Source organism: Bacillus salacetis (assembly GCF_003581585.1).
In the GTDB taxonomy this organism is placed as follows: domain Bacteria; phylum Bacillota; class Bacilli; order Bacillales; family Bacillaceae_B; genus Rossellomorea; species Rossellomorea salacetis.
Genome location: NZ_QXIR01000021.1, coordinates 1 through 17,260, shown reverse-complemented (window position 1 = coordinate 17,260; position 17,260 = coordinate 1). Strand labels below are relative to the sequence as shown.

General features: G+C 42.0%; 13 protein-coding genes. 8 read left to right on the top strand and 5 right to left on the bottom strand.

Annotated elements, in window-relative coordinates; translation table 11 throughout:
* Positions 1-116: 116 nt before the first annotated feature.
* The 5 genes from mnmE to rpmH all read right to left on the bottom strand — a co-directional run bounded on the left by mnmE (position 117) and on the right by rpmH (position 5,038).
* Positions 117-1,502 carry a tRNA uridine-5-carboxymethylaminomethyl(34) synthesis GTPase MnmE gene (gene mnmE, locus D3H55_RS14875; protein WP_119548042.1) on the bottom strand — a complete coding sequence of 462 codons (1,386 nt, stop codon included), beginning with the start codon at positions 1,500-1,502 and terminating at the stop codon, positions 117-119.
* Between the two features lie 1,318 nt (positions 1,503-2,820).
* Complete coding sequence (gene jag / locus D3H55_RS14870) at positions 2,821-3,441, bottom strand: RNA-binding cell elongation regulator Jag/EloR (RefSeq protein ID WP_119548039.1); 621 nt, start codon at positions 3,439-3,441, stop codon at positions 2,821-2,823.
* Entirely contained in the window at positions 3,438-4,217 is a 780-nt protein-coding gene (gene spoIIIJ, locus D3H55_RS14865) for a YidC family membrane integrase SpoIIIJ (protein WP_119548036.1), read from the bottom strand. The genes jag and spoIIIJ overlap by 4 nt, the downstream gene beginning before the upstream one ends.
* 159 nt (positions 4,218-4,376) lie before the next feature.
* A complete protein-coding gene (rnpA, locus tag D3H55_RS14860; protein ID WP_119548033.1) occupies positions 4,377-4,748 on the bottom strand; it encodes a ribonuclease P protein component in 372 nt (123 codons plus the stop codon).
* A 155-nt stretch (positions 4,749-4,903) separates the two neighbouring features.
* Positions 4,904-5,038, bottom strand: coding sequence for a 50S ribosomal protein L34 (gene rpmH, locus D3H55_RS14855; RefSeq protein WP_006837292.1), 135 nt, complete (start codon positions 5,036-5,038; stop codon positions 4,904-4,906).
* A 1,117-nt stretch (positions 5,039-6,155) separates the two neighbouring features.
* Here rpmH and dnaA point away from each other — a divergent pair.
* The 8 genes from dnaA (at position 6,156) to D3H55_RS14815 (ending at position 16,956) form a co-directional block, all read left to right on the top strand.
* Entirely contained in the window at positions 6,156-7,502 is a 1,347-nt protein-coding gene (dnaA, locus tag D3H55_RS14850) for a chromosomal replication initiator protein DnaA (protein WP_119548031.1), read from the top strand.
* 203 nt (positions 7,503-7,705) lie between these two features.
* Complete coding sequence (gene dnaN, locus D3H55_RS14845; protein ID WP_119548028.1) at positions 7,706-8,842, top strand: DNA polymerase III subunit beta; 1,137 nt, start codon at positions 7,706-7,708, stop codon at positions 8,840-8,842.
* A 419-nt stretch (positions 8,843-9,261) separates the two neighbouring features.
* On the top strand, positions 9,262-9,483 hold the full coding sequence (gene rlbA / locus D3H55_RS14840) for a ribosome maturation protein RlbA (protein WP_119548025.1): 222 nt from the start codon (positions 9,262-9,264) through the stop codon (positions 9,481-9,483).
* Between the two features lie 15 nt (positions 9,484-9,498).
* Positions 9,499-10,617, top strand: coding sequence for a DNA replication/repair protein RecF (gene recF, locus D3H55_RS14835; protein ID WP_119548022.1), 1,119 nt, complete (start codon positions 9,499-9,501; stop codon positions 10,615-10,617).
* 9 nt (positions 10,618-10,626) lie between these two features.
* Positions 10,627-10,887, top strand: a complete 261-nt coding sequence (gene remB, locus D3H55_RS14830; RefSeq protein ID WP_119548020.1) for an extracellular matrix regulator RemB — start codon at positions 10,627-10,629, stop codon at positions 10,885-10,887.
* 64 nt (positions 10,888-10,951) lie between these two features.
* Positions 10,952-12,868, top strand: a complete 1,917-nt coding sequence (gene gyrB / locus D3H55_RS14825) for a DNA topoisomerase (ATP-hydrolyzing) subunit B (RefSeq protein WP_119548147.1) — start codon at positions 10,952-10,954, stop codon at positions 12,866-12,868.
* A 365-nt stretch (positions 12,869-13,233) separates the two neighbouring features.
* Positions 13,234-15,759 (top strand): DNA gyrase subunit A, encoded by a 2,526-nt coding sequence (gyrA, locus tag D3H55_RS14820; RefSeq protein ID WP_119548017.1) that lies wholly within the window; start codon positions 13,234-13,236, stop codon positions 15,757-15,759.
* Positions 15,760-15,867: 108 nt separating this feature from the next.
* The gene (locus D3H55_RS14815) at positions 15,868-16,956 is read left to right on the top strand and encodes an HD-GYP domain-containing protein (RefSeq protein ID WP_119548015.1); all 1,089 of its coding nucleotides are present in this window, start codon (positions 15,868-15,870) and stop codon (positions 16,954-16,956) included.
* The last annotated feature ends 304 nt before the right edge of the window (positions 16,957-17,260 follow it).

Sequence of the window (17,260 nt, the reverse complement as noted above, 5' to 3'; positions counted from 1 at the left end):
TATATTTTAAGAGCTCTTTTCGTAAACTCTGTTCCTGTTTTTTTGCGATTTTCGAAAGATCATACCCACTATCACCTGTAAATCTTTGCGAATCATCAAGTTTTAATTTTGGTAAGTTACTTGCCTAGACAGAATTGAGAGAAAAGCTGGTCAATCAAGCTTTCATGAACACTCTCCCCGATGATTTCGCCTAACAATTCCCATGTCCGGGTCAAATCTATCTGGGCAATATCGATCGGAGTCCCCATTTCAACTCCATTAATGGCTTCATCAATGGATGCATGGGCTTGGTTCAATAAGGCAATATGACGGCTGTTTGATACGTAAGTCATATCCCCTGCTTCGATCGAGCCAGCGAAGAATAAGGAGGATATGGCTTCTTCCAGTTCATCAATTCCCTGTTCTTCCAATAAGGATGTCGTCACAATCGCATGTTCCGCTGACAACTCCTTGACTCTTACCATATCAATCTTCTGAGTAAGATCGGTTTTGTTGACGATCACAATGACATCCATGCCTTCGACCGCTTTGAACAGCTGTTCATCTTCATGGGTGAACTCATCTGAGTAATTAAGGACAAGCAGGATCAAATCCGCTTCCTTCAAAACCTGTCTCGACCTTTCCACACCGATTCTTTCAACTATATCTTCGGTTTCCCTGATTCCGGCTGTATCGACAAGACGAAGGGGTACCCCGCGGACGTTCACATACTCTTCAATGACATCACGGGTGGTACCGGGGATGTCGGTCACTATGGCCTTGTTTTCATGGACAAGGCTGTTTAACAGCGACGATTTACCGACATTAGGCCTTCCGATGATGACGGTAGAAAGACCTTCTCTTAAAATCTTTCCCTGTTCTGAGGTACGAAGGAGTTTTTCTATCTCTTCACGTACATATTTCGATTTCTCCAGCAGTACGTCGTGTGTCATTTCCTCGACATCATCGTATTCCGGATAATCAATATTCACTTCCACATGGGCAAGGGTTTCAAGGATTTCCTGGCGCAGTTTGCGGATCAGGTTGGAGAGCCGTCCTTCCATCTGGTTGAGGGCGACATTCATGGCCCGGTCTGTTTTCGCTCTGATCAAATCCATGACCGCTTCAGCCTGGGAAAGGTCGACCCTTCCATTAAGGAAAGCTCTTTTTGTGAATTCACCAGGTTCTGCCAAACGGGCACCTGCTTTCAGTACGAGCTGGAGGACTTTATTAACAGACACCAGACCGCCGTGGCAATTTATTTCGATGATATCTTCCCTTGTGAAGGTTTTTGGCCCTTTCATGACAGACATCATGACTTCCTCCACGACCGCACCCGTTTTTGGATCGATAATATTGCCGTAATTGATGGTGTGGGAGGCAAAGTCATGTACCGAATTACCTTTGACACCTTTAAACACTTTGTCGGCGATATCAAAAGCATCATCCCCGCTGAGACGGACGATGGCAATCGCTCCTTCGCCCATAGGAGTAGAAATGGCTGCTATTGTATCAAATTCCATCTCTCTCACCTCTTTTCCTTACTTATTTATCTTTTCGCACAACAAATGATCCGGTACGGCTTTTTTAATAAGGTAGCCATCCCGGTAATAAAATATCTATATAATCAACTGATTTATTTAATAGGCGCAGTATCCTCTAAATGACTAGAATATCATAATCCCTGCTGTTGCAAAAGCTTGGGTTCATAATTATCCACAAAGACATTTTTCTCATTCTCTCATTTTAACTTATCCACATGTGAATAACAATAAAGCGAATTTTCTTCTACTGTTTGTTATTATGAGAGTTTGTTAAAGAGTGTTGTTGTTTTTAAAAGGATTGGTTGACTTCCACTCCAAGTGTTCCAGTCAACCTATTTTATGGGAGTGGGTGTCCATTGCAAACTAGAAGAAATCACTTTAACCCTTGTTCAAGACACTTTTGCTTGGTTTTTCTGCTGTTCGTGTCCTTGAAACCCTTCTTCAAGACACTTTTTGTTGGTTTTTCTGTTGTTCGTGTCCTTGAAACCCTTCTTCAAGACACTTTTGCTTGGTTTTTCTGCTGTTCGTGTCCTTGAAACCCTTCTTCAAGACACTTTTTGTTGGTTTTCCTGCTGTTCGTGTCCTTGAAACTCTTCTTCAAGACACTTTTTGTTGGTTTTTCTGTTGTTCGTGTCCTTGAAACCCTTCTTCAAGACACTTTTGCTTGGTTTTTCTGCTGTTCGTGTCCTTGAAACCCTTCTTCAAGACACTTTTTGTTGGTTTTCCTGGTGTTCGTGTCCTTGAAACCCTTCTTCAAGACACTTTTGCTTGGTTTTTCTGCTGTTCGTGTCCTTGAAACCCTTCTTCAAGACACTTTTTGTTGGTTTTCCTAGTGCTCGTGTCCTTGAAAATCTTCTTCAAGACATTTTTGCTTGGTTTTCCTGCTGTTCGTGTCCTTGAAATCTCACTAAGTTCTGGTTAAAAACCATACTGGAAATAGAAAACATACAAATTGATTCAGCCAGAATATCCAGGTTCTTAATTGGAATGTTATCTTCTTATGAATTATGAACTAAACTATCTTATATATTTCACTCCTGGCGAGTGACTACTCTGGAACAGTTAGAAAGTGAAAGCGGCGCGCATGAAATATTGGAATTGCACTTGCAGTTGGATTCGTAAGAAGTGAGCCTGAGATCCGTTCGACGCTGGATGGATCCCGCTTCTCACTCAGAAAATCACTCACCTTTCCATTTCAATAAAAAAGCCATTTTTAAAAAGGAATCAAAAAAAGAAAATACCACCTTCTACACGTAAAAAAATCCAGGCCGTATAAACAGCCTGGATTCGTGTTTAATTATCTTTTCGGAGCAATGACGATATAACGGTTAGGTTCTTTGCCTTCTGAAAAGGTCTCTACTTTCCTTGATCTGACCAATGCAGAATGGATCACTTTCCGTTCATATGAAGGCATAGGTTCCAAGGAAACTTTCCGATTGGTCCTTACCGCTTTCTCTGCAAGCCTTTCTGCCAGATTTGCAAGGGTCTGCTTCCGTCTTTCCCGGTAATTCTCAGCATCTAAAATGACTGTTAAAAATTGATCAGAATAGCGATTTGCTACAAGACCCGCCAAGTGCTGAAGGGAATTCAATGTTTGGCCCCTTTTTCCGATCAGCAAGGCAATTTTTTCACCTGAAAGCTGAAACTCGGCGTTTCGGCCGTCAACTTTCACTTCGATTTCAATCTGGATTCCCATCATTTCACTGACTGAAATCAGATATTTCTTCACTTCATCGAAAGGGTTGATGATTTTCTTTACAAGGACGATTGCAGGACGTTTTCCAAAAAGGCCCAAGAGACCTTTTTTTCCTTCGTCCTGTATTTCAATTTCTGCTTCTTCTCTGGTGATGTTCAGTTGAGCTAACGCTGATTCCACTGCTTCTTCGACCGACGGACCAGTAGAAGTTACCTCTCTCACTTTTTGTTTCCTCCATTTTTAGCCAGCGCCCTTTGTTCCTTAATATCAGGACCTTTTATGAAGTATGTCTGCGCAATCATGAACAAGTTACCGACTACCCAGTACAATGATAGTGCTGCCGGGAAATTGATCGCAAAGATGACGATCATGACCGGCATGATGTAAAGCATCATGGCCATTTGCGGATTTTGATTGGCCGTTCCCGCCATCATGATTTTTTGCTGGATAAACGTAGTTGCACCAGCGATTAAAGGCAGTAAATATAATGGATCCGGCTGTCCAAGGTCAAACCATAGGAAGGTATGGTTCTTGATTTCTTCAGTACGGCTGATTGCATGGTAGAAACCAATCAGGATCGGCATTTGAACAATCAACGGAAAACAACCAGCCAACGGGTTGACCCCATGGCTTTGGAATAAGGCCATTGTTTCCTGCTGCAATTTCTGCTGTGTTTGTGCATCTTTTGAGCTGTACTTTTCACGCAGCTTTTGCATTTCAGGCTGAAGTGCCTGCATCGCTTTGGAGTTCTTGGTCTGCTTGATCATCAATGGCAGGATTGCCAATCGGATAATCAATGTTACAAGGATAATTCCCAAGCCATAATTTCCGCCAAAAAATTCGGATACTTTTGTAATCAATAATGATAAAGGATAGACAATATACTCATTCCAAAAACCTGTGCTATCAGCTGTAATCGGTTGGTTGTATTGTGTACACCCTGACAGGAATGCTGCAAGTCCGATCAAGACCAGCACGGCTAATAATCTTTTTTTCACCCTTTGTTTCCTCCTGTATATCTGTTTTTAGTTGGACAACCTGGCTTGTCCCTATACTATTCCGATGTTCTGTTTTTCAATCATCGGAAACCCAGAGATATTGTAACATCTTTTTCAGTTCCTATGCTGTAGAAACTTGTCTAAGTTCTTACGATTTTTCTATCTCCTTTTGTCATTCGGTGTTTGCTGACTGACTTTTAACATCTTGCTTTTCTTCAATACATGGATCAAACTCTTTTTAACTTCATGAAAATCCATATCGGCCGCCGGTTTCCTGGCGATAATAACGTAATCATAATTGTTTTTCAATTCATCTTTCAATTCAAGGAAAGCCTGTCTGATATATCGCTTGATTTGATTACGTACGACAGCGTTTCCAATTTTCTTGCTGACAGACAGCCCTATCCTGAAATACGGCTGACCATCTTTTGGCAGTCTGTAGATGACAAACTGTCGATTGGCAATCGATGTCCCTTTTTTGAACACCTCTTGAAATTCAGCATTCTTTTTAACCCGTTGTTCTTTTCGCATTTACCCACCTGCTATTTCTAAAAGTAAATCTATTAACTGTTTTCTCTATTGCAGAAAGTTTTATACTGCTTTTGGCGAAACTCATCAGCCAAAAAGGATGATGCTTTCCATTTTCCTGCAATAATTGAAAAAAGACCACTGATAAATTCAGTGGCCTAGGCAGATAATACTTTTCTTCCCTTTTGACGACGGCGAGCTAGAACTTTACGGCCGTTTTTTGAGCTCATACGTGCACGGAAACCGTGGTTTTTGCTTCTTTTACGAGAATTTGGTTGAAACGTTCTTTTCATATATGACACCTCCCTAAAGGAATGGATAAAATTATAGGTTTAAGACAGTCTTTTCAATTATAAGGAGAGGGACTATAAATGTCAATACCGCCTTTTTTGAAAATCAGCAAGTAAGTTTTCAGTAATATAAAAGTTCAGGTTTATGTTCAATGCCAGCGCGTCCGCTGGGCAGGCTTATACTAAACTGGGGAAACGGCCGTTTCAGACGCTCACAACTTGGAGGCCTCCTGCTAGAGATAAAGGAGTCAAGGAGATTGCAGACGCGCATGTTCCTTTCCGCATTAATCAATATTCATAGATCTTACCCACTATTTTTCAAACAAAAATAAAGCATAGATCAACTCTATTCAAATAATACCACTTTCCTTTCACTCCTATATTAAAGCTCTTTTTAAAAGGCTCTTTTCGTACACTTTTTGGCTATTGAATATAAATTTTAAATTATATCCTGGTAAATCGCCGTAAAAAACCGGTGAGCAGGAAAGAAAAGAGCTGCTCGTTCTTTTCGAGAGTAAAACCTTTGAATACATGGGAAAAATCCGGCACCTGGATTTTTCCGAAAGCAACACTTTATTCGTAAACAGCCTTAAAGTCATTCACCGTTTTGGCAGCTGTCTAGAAATTTTCCTTACTGGATCTAATAGAAAGTTACGGCTTTCAAAAATGTACATTTTCGAAATAAACAGCTGACCCACACCCCTTGTGGATATTTTTCGACACGAAAATAAACTATCCACAGCACATATTGACACGTTTTTCACATATAAATAGCCTGTGGAAAAGTTTTTTCAACAAGAAATGGGTATTGTGGATAAACTTTAAAAGTCATTGCAACTGCAAGGATATTCTGATATGATTATTGTGTTTTCACTCTGAATCACTATTGTTGGTAAAATACGTTATCCACAATTGGTGGATAACTTGTGGATAGTTTATACAGAGCCTTTGTAAAAGGTTGTCCACAAAAGGTGGATATTGTCGAATAACCGTTTTTCTTCCTTATTATATATTTTTCCACATTCATAGCTTTGTATTTTTATGAATATGCAACGTTTTACTAGAGAGACAGGTCGTACAATCGTTGTACATACTCTTAGAGGAAAAGGAGGGGACCAGTTTGGAGAATATAGGGGACTTGTGGAATAAAGCCCTCTCAAATATAGAGAAAAAGATCAGTAAACCCAGTTTCGATACTTGGTTGAAGTCTACAAAAGCTCATTCCATACAAGGAGATACGCTTGTCATTACGGCTCCCAACGAATTTGCCAGGGATTGGCTCGAAGGGCGGTATTCTCAATTAATTTCCGGTGTGCTGTTAGATATAACAGGTGAAGAACTCATAGTTAAATTTATTATTCCGCAAAACCAGGAACCGGAAGAATTTGATATACCTGTCCCGCCAAAAAAAGTGGCTGATAGCGATGATGCCCAGGAATTTCAGCAGAACATGCTGAATCCAAAATATATGTTCGATACCTTTGTCATTGGATCCGGAAACCGCTTTGCCCACGCAGCATCACTTGCTGTAGCAGAAGCGCCGGCCAAAGCATATAATCCGCTCTTCATCTATGGGGGAGTAGGCCTGGGAAAAACCCACTTGATGCACGCGATAGGCCATTATGTCCTTGAACATAACCCGCAGGCCAAAGTTGTATATTTGTCATCTGAAAAATTCACGAATGAGTTCATCAACTCCATTCGTGACAATAAAGCAGTCGATTTCCGGAACAAATACCGGAATGTCGATGTTCTTCTGATTGATGATATTCAATTTCTTGCAGGAAAAGAACAAACACAGGAAGAGTTCTTCCATACATTCAATACTTTGCATGAAGAAAGCAAGCAGATCGTCATTTCCAGTGACCGCCCTCCAAAAGAAATCCCGACGTTGGAGGACAGGCTCCGTTCACGCTTTGAATGGGGATTGATCACGGATATCACTCCTCCTGATCTGGAAACACGAATTGCGATCTTAAGAAAGAAAGCCAAGGCGGAAGGTCTGGATATACCGAATGAAGCCATGCTTTATATCGCCAATCAAATCGATTCCAACATCCGTGAACTTGAGGGGGCACTGATTAGGGTTGTAGCTTATTCCTCACTGATCAACAAGGACATCAACGCTGATCTTGCTGCAGAAGCATTGAAGGATATCATTCCCAGCTCAAAACCGAAAGTGATCACGATTGCTGACATTCAAAGGGTTGTCGGTGAACAATTCAATGTCAAACTGGAAGACTTTAAAGCGAAGAAACGAACAAAATCCATAGCATTCCCTAGACAGATCGCCATGTATCTTTCCAGGGAGATGACGGACTTTTCTCTTCCAAAAATCGGTGAAGAGTTCGGAGGACGAGATCATACTACCGTTATTCATGCCCATGAAAAGATTTCAAAAATGCTTGGAGCGGATTCCGGTTTCCAACATCAATTGAAAGAAATCAGGGATCTTTTGAAAAACTAAATAAGAAAGTTATCCTGAATACTGTTAATAACTTTGCTATGTTTTCACACAGTCTGTCCACATGTGGATAGGCTGTGTTTACGTTCGTTTTTACCACTTATCCACATACTAACAGGCCCTATTACTACTAGTACTACTTTTTTATAAAAATATTAGTATATGCTGCAGTAAAAAAAATTATGCGTAAACTGGAGGAAAAGATGATGAAATTTGTTATCCAAAGGGATGCTCTCGTACAAAGTGTCGGAGACGTAATGAAAGCAGTAACATCCAGAACGACGATACCCATTCTTACAGGTATTAAAATCATTGCAAATGATGAAGGAGTCACATTGACAGGAAGTGATTCTGACATTTCCATCGAATCTTTCATCCCGAAGGAAGAAGAAGGAAATGAAATTGTGGAAGTAACTGAAAATGGCGGAATTGTATTGCAGGCCAAATTCTTCAGTGAAATCGTAAAAAAACTGCCTATGGATACAGTTGAAATCGAGGTACAGAATCATCTGCAAACTGTGATCCGTTCCGGAAAAGCAGAATTCAACTTGAATGGACTGGATCCTGAAGAATATCCGCATTTACCACAAATTGAAGAGGGTAATGCTTTGAAAGTCCCAACAGACCTCTTGAAAACAATGATCAGACAAACAGTGTTTGCAGTGTCCACCTCAGAAACACGCCCCATCTTGACAGGTGTAAACTGGAAGGTGGAAGATGGGGAACTTTCCTGTATTGCAACAGACAGCCACCGTCTGGCAATGAGAAAAGCAGCTTTGGAGAATGACAACGGAAAAGAGTACAATATTGTCATTCCAGGGAAAAGCCTGACTGAGCTTAGCAAAATCCTGGACGATAATTCAGACCCTGTAGAAATTGTCATTACGGATAACCAGGTCTTATTCAAAGCCAAACACTTATTATTCTTTTCAAGGCTGCTTGAAGGTAATTATCCTGACACAAGCCGTTTGATACCGAATGAGAGCAAAACAGAATTGACCCTTGCAACAAAAGAATTCCTCCAAGCCATCGACCGTGCTTCCCTGTTGGCGAGAGAGGGAAGGAATAATGTTGTGAAACTATCGACCATCGATAATGGATTGATTGAAATCTCCTCCAATACACCGGAAATCGGAAAAGTAATCGAGCAGGTACAAAGTCAGTCTGTTGATGGCGAAGAGCTGAAAATTTCTTTCAGCGCCAAATATATGATGGATGCCTTGAAAGCATTGGAAGGAACGGAGATTCATGTCAACTTTACCGGGGCGATGAGGCCGTTTGTCATTAAACCGCTCCATGATGATTCGATCCTTCAGCTCATTCTTCCAGTAAGAACGTATTAATCACAATATAAAAATGACTGGCTGTGTAACCACATACAAGAGTTATGCAGCCAGTCTCTTTATTTAAGGCTCATTTCGTAAACTTTGTGCTGTTCAATATAAATTTCAATTAATATCCCCGGTGAGCAGGAAAGAAAAGAGCTGCTCGTTCTTTTTTGGGAGTAATACCTTTGAATTTAGTGGGAAAATCCGGAACCAGGGAGTTTTCCGAAAGCAACAAGGCGAAGACAACCTTCTTTAATAAGCCGCGAAGCGCTTTACCACTTTAACGCAATGAGGGACAGTCCCCCGCTGCTTTAAAGCGCTAAAATCCAATGCTGAGGGATGTTTGCCGCTCCTCGGCAGGCAGGGTTTTGTATTGAGGTGAAAATATAGTAAAATATATTTTAGATATTAATGCCGGAAAGTAGTGATGTATCGTGGAAAAACAAATCGCAATTGATACGGAATATATAACATTGGGGCAATTTTTGAAGCTTGCCGATGTCATACAATCAGGCGGGATGGCCAAGTGGTTTCTGAGTGAATATGAAGTGTATGTCAACGGGGAACAAGACCAAAGAAGAGGAAGAAAATTAAGGGTTGGAGACAGAGTCGAACTAGAGGAAAACGGGGCTTTCATCATCTCTGACGAAGATTAAAGAGGATGTCTGTATATGTACATTGAAGAAATACAGCTCAAAAACTATCGGAACTATGATTCCGTTGATATTTCGTTTGAGAACAATGTCAACGTCATCTTAGGAGAAAATGCCCAAGGTAAGACCAATATCATGGAGTCGATATATGTTTTGGCAATGGCAAAGTCCCACAGGACTTCAAATGATAAAGATTTGATACGCTGGGATGAGGAATATGCTAAAATAAAAGGCAGGATAAAAAAACGTAACGGGTCACTTCCACTGGAACTGATCATTTCCAAAAAGGGCAAAAAAGCCAAATCTAATCATATCGAACAAAAGAAACTCAGCCAGTATGTTGGAAATATGAACGTCGTCATGTTTGCGCCCGAAGATCTCCATCTTGTAAAAGGGAGCCCTCAAGTAAGGCGTCGTTTTATTGATATGGAAATCGGGCAGGTATCACCTGTCTATTTGCACGATATCGCATTGTATCAGAAAATCCTACAGCAGCGGAACCATTATTTGAAGATGCTGCAGATTAAAAAGCAGAAGGATGAAACAATGCTGGACGTCCTGACAGAACAACTGATTGAAGTAACAGCTAAAATCATCAGGAAACGTTTTGATTTCATCCAGCTGCTTCAGGAATGGGCGCGCCCAATCCATTCTGGTATCTCCAGGGGCCTTGAAACACTTGATATACAATATAAACCGTCCATTGATGTATGCAATGATCAAGATTGGTCGAAAATGGTAGGAATAATAGAGGATAAATTCAACACGATCCGCCAAAGGGAAATCGATAGAGGTGTGACACTGGCAGGACCTCATAGGGATGACCTCCAGTTCTTCGTAAATGAAAGGGATGTTCAGACGTTTGGTTCACAGGGACAGCAGCGTACCACTGCCCTTTCATTGAAACTCGCTGAAATTGAATTGATCCACTCTGAAATAAAAGAGTATCCGATTCTTTTGCTGGATGATGTATTGTCAGAACTTGATGACTTCAGGCAGTCACATCTGCTGAATACAATTCAAGGCAGGGTGCAGACTTTTGTGACCACCACCAGTGTGGACGGGATAGACCACCAGACGTTGAACGAAGCAACCGCTTTTGAGGTTGAAAATGGCCATATCAAGAGAGTGAAGTGAGGTGTTTCCATGTATATTCATGTTGGAGAAGATGTGATGGTCCGAACGGATGAAATAGTTGCGATAATAGACAAGGACACAGTCCAGTTCTCTGAAGAAATGCAATTATTCCTGAAAAAGAAAGAGAATCAGACGAGCAACCTCTCAAAAGGTACATATAAGTCTCTTGTGGTCACCCTTGACCAGCTGTATCTTTCACCATTGGCATCCACAACATTGAAGAAACGGTCAAAAAAGTGGAATACCCACGACAATCTTTTAAATAGATAGCGAAAAAAAACATATATTCAAGCATGATTACATGCACAGGAAGTGTAGGTGAATTGGTTTGACAATGGAACAAGAACAAAGACAATCTTATGATGAGAATCAGATACAGGTTTTAGAAGGTTTAGAGGCCGTCAGGAAACGCCCTGGGATGTATATCGGTTCCACAAGTTCCAAAGGCCTTCATCACTTGGTGTGGGAAATTGTCGATAACAGTATCGATGAAGCTTTGGCCGGTTATTGCTCTGAGATTCAGGTGATCATTGAAGAGGATAACAGTATTACTGTAAAAGACAATGGACGTGGAATTCCTGTTGGTATTCATGAAAAAATGGGAAGACCTGCAGTTGAAGTCATCATGACAGTATTGCATGCCGGAGGTAAATTCGGCGGCGGAGGCTATAAAGTTTCAGGCGGCCTCCATGGTGTAGGTGCTTCAGTTGTTAATGCCCTGTCTACAGAATTGGAAGTATTCGTCCACCGTGATGGGAAAATTCATTATCAAAAATTTGAAAAAGGGGCTCCAAGTTTTGATTTAAAAGTAACTGGAGATACCGATGTAACTGGAACCATTACCCATTTCAAACCCGATCCGGAAATATTTACGGAAACAACAGAATACGAATTCGATATTCTGGCTAACCGTTTGCGTGAACTTGCTTTCCTTAACAAGGGAATCAAGATCATCATCGAAGATAAGCGTGTGGAAGATAAAAAGAATGAATACTATTACGAAGGCGGAATCAAGTCCTATGTGGAACACTTGAACCGTTCTAAAGAAGTTGTGCATGATGAGCCTATTTATATTGAGGGTGAAAGAGAGAACATTTCCGTGGAAATAGCCCTTCAGTACAATGATGGATTTGCGAGCAATATCTATTCCTTCGCCAATAATATTCATACGTATGAAGGCGGTACGCATGAATCCGGTTTTAAAACGGCGCTGACCCGTGTCATCAATGACTATGCACGTAAAAATAATTTATACAAAGACAGTGATGCCAACCTTTCCGGTGAAGATGTGCGTGAAGGGATCACGTCCATCATTTCTATCAAGCACCCTGACCCGCAATTTGAAGGACAGACAAAGACGAAACTAGGAAATTCAGAAGCAAGGACCATTACGGACAGCTTGTTTACAGAGCATTTCGAGTCATTCCTTCTGGAAAACCCGGTCGTCGCCAGAAAAGTCGTGGACAAGGGACTCATGGCTGCAAGGGCACGCCTTGCTGCGAAAAAAGCGCGTGAACTCACACGCCGCAAGAGTGCTCTTGAAGTTTCAAGTCTTCCAGGGAAATTGGCAGACTGTTCCTCAAGAGACCCTAAGATCAGTGAAATATATATCGTTGAGGGTGACTCTGCAGGAGGTTCTGCCAAGCAAGGGCGTGACCGTCACTTCCAGGCGATCCTCCCTCTTCGCGGAAAGATCATCAACGTTGAGAAGGCCCGTTTGGATAAAATATTATCCAATAACGAAGTGCGTGCCATGATTACTGCACTAGGTACAGGAATCGGCGAAGATTTCGATATTTCTAAGGCGCGTTACCAAAAAGTTGTCATCATGACTGATGCGGATGTCGATGGAGCACACATCCGTACCCTGCTGCTGACATTCTTCTATCGCTATATGAGACAAATCATCGAGGCTGGATACATCTATATAGCACAACCGCCATTGTATCAAATCAAGCAAGGTAAAAAGATAGAGTATGTATACTCAGACAAACAGCTGGAGGAAGCTTTGGCAAAACTGCCGGCCCAGCCAAAACCTGGGATACAGCGCTATAAGGGTCTCGGCGAGATGAATGCTACACAGCTTTGGGAGACAACAATGGACCCTGAATTCAGGACGCTTCTGCAGGTAAGCCTTGAAGATGCCATCGAAGCGGATGAGACTTTTGAAATGCTCATGGGGGATAAAGTAGAACCCCGCAGGAACTTCATCGAAGACAATGCTGCATATGTAAAAAACCTGGACGTTTAAGTCATAAGCAGGATAGAAGTATTTTCTATCCTGTCTTTTACATAAATCCCTTATATAATCCAGGGAAGACAGCTTAATTTCTATTTTTCACAAGGTTGAATGAAGTGGATGGATGATCTCCTGCTATAACAGAGGGCGGGATGAAAGCCAGGCTATGTGCCAGCCTCACCGCACGGGTTCATCTCTTCCAGCTAATGCAGCAGCCTAATCCGTACGGCACTGTACGGATATTCCGTTATCAAAGCACTGCCCGCCCTGGGGAGCTGCTGATACCGACACGGAATTTCAACCGTTTTTTTTAAAACAGCAAGAAACAAAAAGCGGACATAGGTAACTAATACCTTTAAAAGGAGGTCCCTTCTATTATGGCGGAAACACCGCGTTCTAATGTACAAGAAATCAATATAAGCCAGGAAATGCGAACATCCTTCCTGGACTATGCGATGAGTGTCATCGTTTCCCGTGCATTGCCAGATGTGCGTGACGGTCTTAAACCAGTACACCGAAGAATTCTCTATGCGATGAACGACCTTGGTATGACATCTGATAAAGCCTATAAGAAATCTGCCCGTATCGTCGGTGAAGTCATCGGTAAGTATCACCCGCACGGTGACACGGCTGTATACGACACGATGGTGCGTATGGCACAGGATTTCAACTATCGTTATATGCTTGTGGATGGACATGGAAACTTCGGATCTGTCGATGGAGATTCGGCAGCAGCCATGCGTTATACAGAAGCAAGAATGTCAAAGATTTCAATGGAGATCATCCGTGATATCAATAAAGATACAATCGATTACAGAGATAACTATGATGGTTCAGAACGTGAACCGATTGTTATGCCTTCACGTTTTCCGAATTTATTGGTAAATGGTTCATCGGGTATCGCGGTTGGAATGGCAACAAACATTCCTCCTCATCAGCTTGGCGAGGTGATTGACGGTCTCCTTGCGTTAAGCAGAGATCCGGAAATCACTATCCAGGAATTGATGGATTATATCCCTGGCCCGGACTTCCCGACTGCGGGAATGATTGTCGGAAGAAGCGGAATCCGCAGGGCATATGAGTCAGGAAAAGGCTCCATCACCATGAGGGCGAAAGTTAGAATTGAGACCAAAGCAAATGGTAAGGAAACGATTATCGTAGAAGAAATTCCTTATCAGGTCAATAAAGCAAAGCTTATTGAGAAAATTGCAGACCTGGTGCGTGATAAAAAGATTGACGGCATAACAGACCTGCGCGATGAATCCGACCGTAATGGAATGAGGATTGTCATAGAAGTCCGCAAAGATGCGAATGCCAACGTCCTATTGAATAATCTTTATAAACAGACGGCACTTCAGACAAGCTTTGGTATCAACCTTCTCGCACTGGTAGACGGCCAGCCTAAGGTCCTTAACTTAAAGCAATGTCTATATTATTATTTAGAGCATCAAAAAGTGGTCATCCGCAGAAGAACCGAGTTTGAGCTTAAGAAAGCAGAGGCTCGTGCCCATATCCTGGAAGGGTTGCGGATTGCACTTGATCATATCGATGAAATCATTGCCTTGATCCGCGGATCTCAAACAACTGATATTGCGCGTGAAGGGTTAATGGAGAACTTTTCCCTTTCAGAGAAACAGGCTCAGGCAATCCTTGATATGCGTCTTCAGCGCTTGACTGGTCTGGAACGCGACAAGATTGAAAATGAGTATCAGGATCTTCTTAAACTGATTGCGGAATTAAGGGCGATTCTTGCCGATGAAGAAAAAGTACTGGATATTATCCGTGAAGAATTGAATGAGATCAAAGAGCGCTTCAATGATGAGCGCCGTACTGAAATCGTGGCAGGCGGTATTGAACAAATCGAGGATGAAGATTTGATCCCTCGCGAAAATATCATCCTGACATTGACTCATAACGGATATATCAAGCGCCTTCCTGTATCTACCTACCGCAGCCAGAAGCGGGGAGGACGGGGAATTCAGGGGATGGGTACGAATGACGATGATTTCGTAGAACATCTGTTGACGACATCTACCCATGACACAATCCTTTTCTTTACGAACAAAGGAAAGGCATTCAAAGCGAAGGGGTATGAAATTCCTGAGTTCAGCCGTACGGCAAAAGGAATCCCGATCATCAATATGCTTGGCGTCGACAAAGGTGAGTGGGTCAATGCCATGATCCGCATAGAAGAATTCGTTGATGACTGGTATCTGTTCTTCACTACGAAACAGGGGATCTCCAAACGTACACCTGTATCAGACTTTGCGAATATCAGAACCAACGGGCTGATCGCTATCAATTTAAGAGAAAATGATGAACTCATTTCTGTTAAACTGACTGATGGCACCAAAGATATCATCATAGGAACACAAAAAGGGATGTTAATTCGATTCCCTGAAACAGATGTGCGTTCCATGGGAAGAACCGCGACGGGTGTAAAAGGAATCAACCTTGATTCTGAAGATATTGTGGTAGGCATGGAAATCCTTGAAGAAAAAGATGATGTCCTGGTTGTAACGGAAAAAGGATTTGGAAAACGGACACCTGCAGAGGAGTACCGGATCCAGACACGGGGCGGAAAAGGATTAAAAACGTGCAACATCACGGAAAGAAACGGAGAACTTATCTCTGTGAAAGCCGTCACTGGTGAAGAAGACCTTATGCTCATTACAGCTCAAGGTGTCCTGATCCGCATGGACGTTAATGATATTTCAACAACAGGCAGGAACACACAAGGCGTCAAGTTGATCCGCCTGGATGAAAACAGCAGCGTAGCCACTGTTGCAAAAGTTGAAAAAGAGGAAGAAAAAGAAGAAGACGAAATTCCGGTTGACCTGACGGAGGAATCAGCAGAACAAGAAGGAACAGAAGAAACTCCTGAAGATAATGATACCGAATAATGAAATTATCACTCTCCTTTTTGGGGAGTGATTTTTTTTATTTACAAGTGCTACCTCTTGCTGGTATCTGGTAAAATAAAGAAGTGAATGTTTAATAGAGGTGAAACCATGAGGATAAAAGCACTTGAGGCAGAAGAAGGCTGCATTCTTGAAAAAGACATAATGGGAATGACTTCAATGCCGATCATTCCCAAAAACACTGTTCTACAAGAAATACATATGAAAGTATTACATGCATTCCAAATCGGGGAAGTTTCCGTAAAAAGAACGAAAGTGGATGGTACGCCCTTTTACCCCAACCAGGTTGTGGAAATGGAAGAAGACCGGATAGAACAGCCTGAGCAACAGCGTGATGATTTCCTGAAGCTGTATTTGACGAAAGTCCAGCAGTTCAAAGCAGAGTTTACTAACTGGCAGGCGGGAATGCCTGTTTCAATCTCAAGGATCAGAAACATTATTCTGCCATTATTGGCTCTTCTTGAGGAGGATACGGTTAATATCACCAGTCTCCACCGTTATACGTCCAAAGCGGACTATATGTATCATCACCCTTTGGCTGTCGGACTTCTCAGCGGCCTGATCGCCAAAAAAATCGGTTTTGACAGAGGGCAGAAGATTCAAGTGGCGCTTGCGGGAATCCTGGCTGACTGTGGAATGGCAAAAATCCCTGCATCGATTCTTACTAAGCAGACAGCACTGTCGGAAACCGAGTTCAAAGAAATCAAAATGCACCCGGTATACAGCTACAAAATGGTCAAGGATATTTCCCTGTTGAAAACGGAGACCAAACTGGCCATCTTTCAGCATCATGAAAGGCTGGATGACAGCGGCTATCCTACCGGCGAGAAAAAAGAAAGAATTCATCAATTCTCCCAAATCATCGCAGTCGCAGATGTATATCATGCGATGACTTCTGAACGGGTCTACAGAGGAAGGCAGCTGCCATTCCAGGTGCTCGAGCAGATCAAGGAAGATCATTTCGGCAAGTACGACATCAAAGTAGTGCAGGCCTTAATGGAAGTAACTGCTGGTCTTTCCATTGGAGACGTGATACGTCTTTCAGATGGACAAAAGGCTGAGGTGATGTTCACCACAAAAGAAAGCCCCACAAGGCCATTGATCCAAATCAAGGAAACAGGCGTCATACTTGACCTTACTAAACGAAGAGATCTATATATAGAAGAAGTGTCATCCTAAGGCGCTTTTTATGAAAAGAGCCTTTCATAAAAGAGGGCGGAGAAAGCGGATCGGCCTCGGGGCTGATTCGCTATTTATATTATTCTACTAGTGCGGGCGGAAAAATAAATATTACTCTTGATAATATGTGAAGGAAAATGTATAATGAATCTCGTTGGCGAAAAAGCCGGCAAAATAACTTTTAAAAAGTTATTGACAATATATCATGTGAGATGGTATATTATAAAAGTCGCTTATGAGAAGCGCATTGAACATTGAAAACTAAACAAATCAAAACGTCAACGTTAATTCTAGTAAGAACTTC

Bases quoted from the DNA above. Each gene is read 5' to 3' on its own strand.
- mnmE (WP_119548042.1), bottom strand. From the start codon at position 1,502: ATGGAATTTGATACAATAGCAGCCATTTCTACTCCTATGGGCGAAGGA.
- rnpA (WP_119548033.1), bottom strand. From the start codon at position 4,748: ATGCGAAAAGAACAACGGGTTAAAAAGAATGCTGAATTTCAAGAGGTG.
- rpmH (WP_006837292.1), bottom strand. From the start codon at position 5,038: ATGAAAAGAACGTTTCAACCAAATTCTCGTAAAAGAAGCAAAAACCAC.
- dnaN (WP_119548028.1), top strand. From the start codon at position 7,706: ATGAAATTTGTTATCCAAAGGGATGCTCTCGTACAAAGTGTCGGAGAC.
- recF (WP_119548022.1), top strand. From the start codon at position 9,499: ATGTACATTGAAGAAATACAGCTCAAAAACTATCGGAACTATGATTCC.
- remB (WP_119548020.1), top strand. From the start codon at position 10,627: ATGTATATTCATGTTGGAGAAGATGTGATGGTCCGAACGGATGAAATA.
- gyrB (WP_119548147.1), top strand. From the start codon at position 10,952: ATGGAACAAGAACAAAGACAATCTTATGATGAGAATCAGATACAGGTT.
- gyrA (WP_119548017.1), top strand. From the start codon at position 13,234: ATGGCGGAAACACCGCGTTCTAATGTACAAGAAATCAATATAAGCCAG.
- D3H55_RS14815 (WP_119548015.1), top strand. From the start codon at position 15,868: ATGAGGATAAAAGCACTTGAGGCAGAAGAAGGCTGCATTCTTGAAAAA.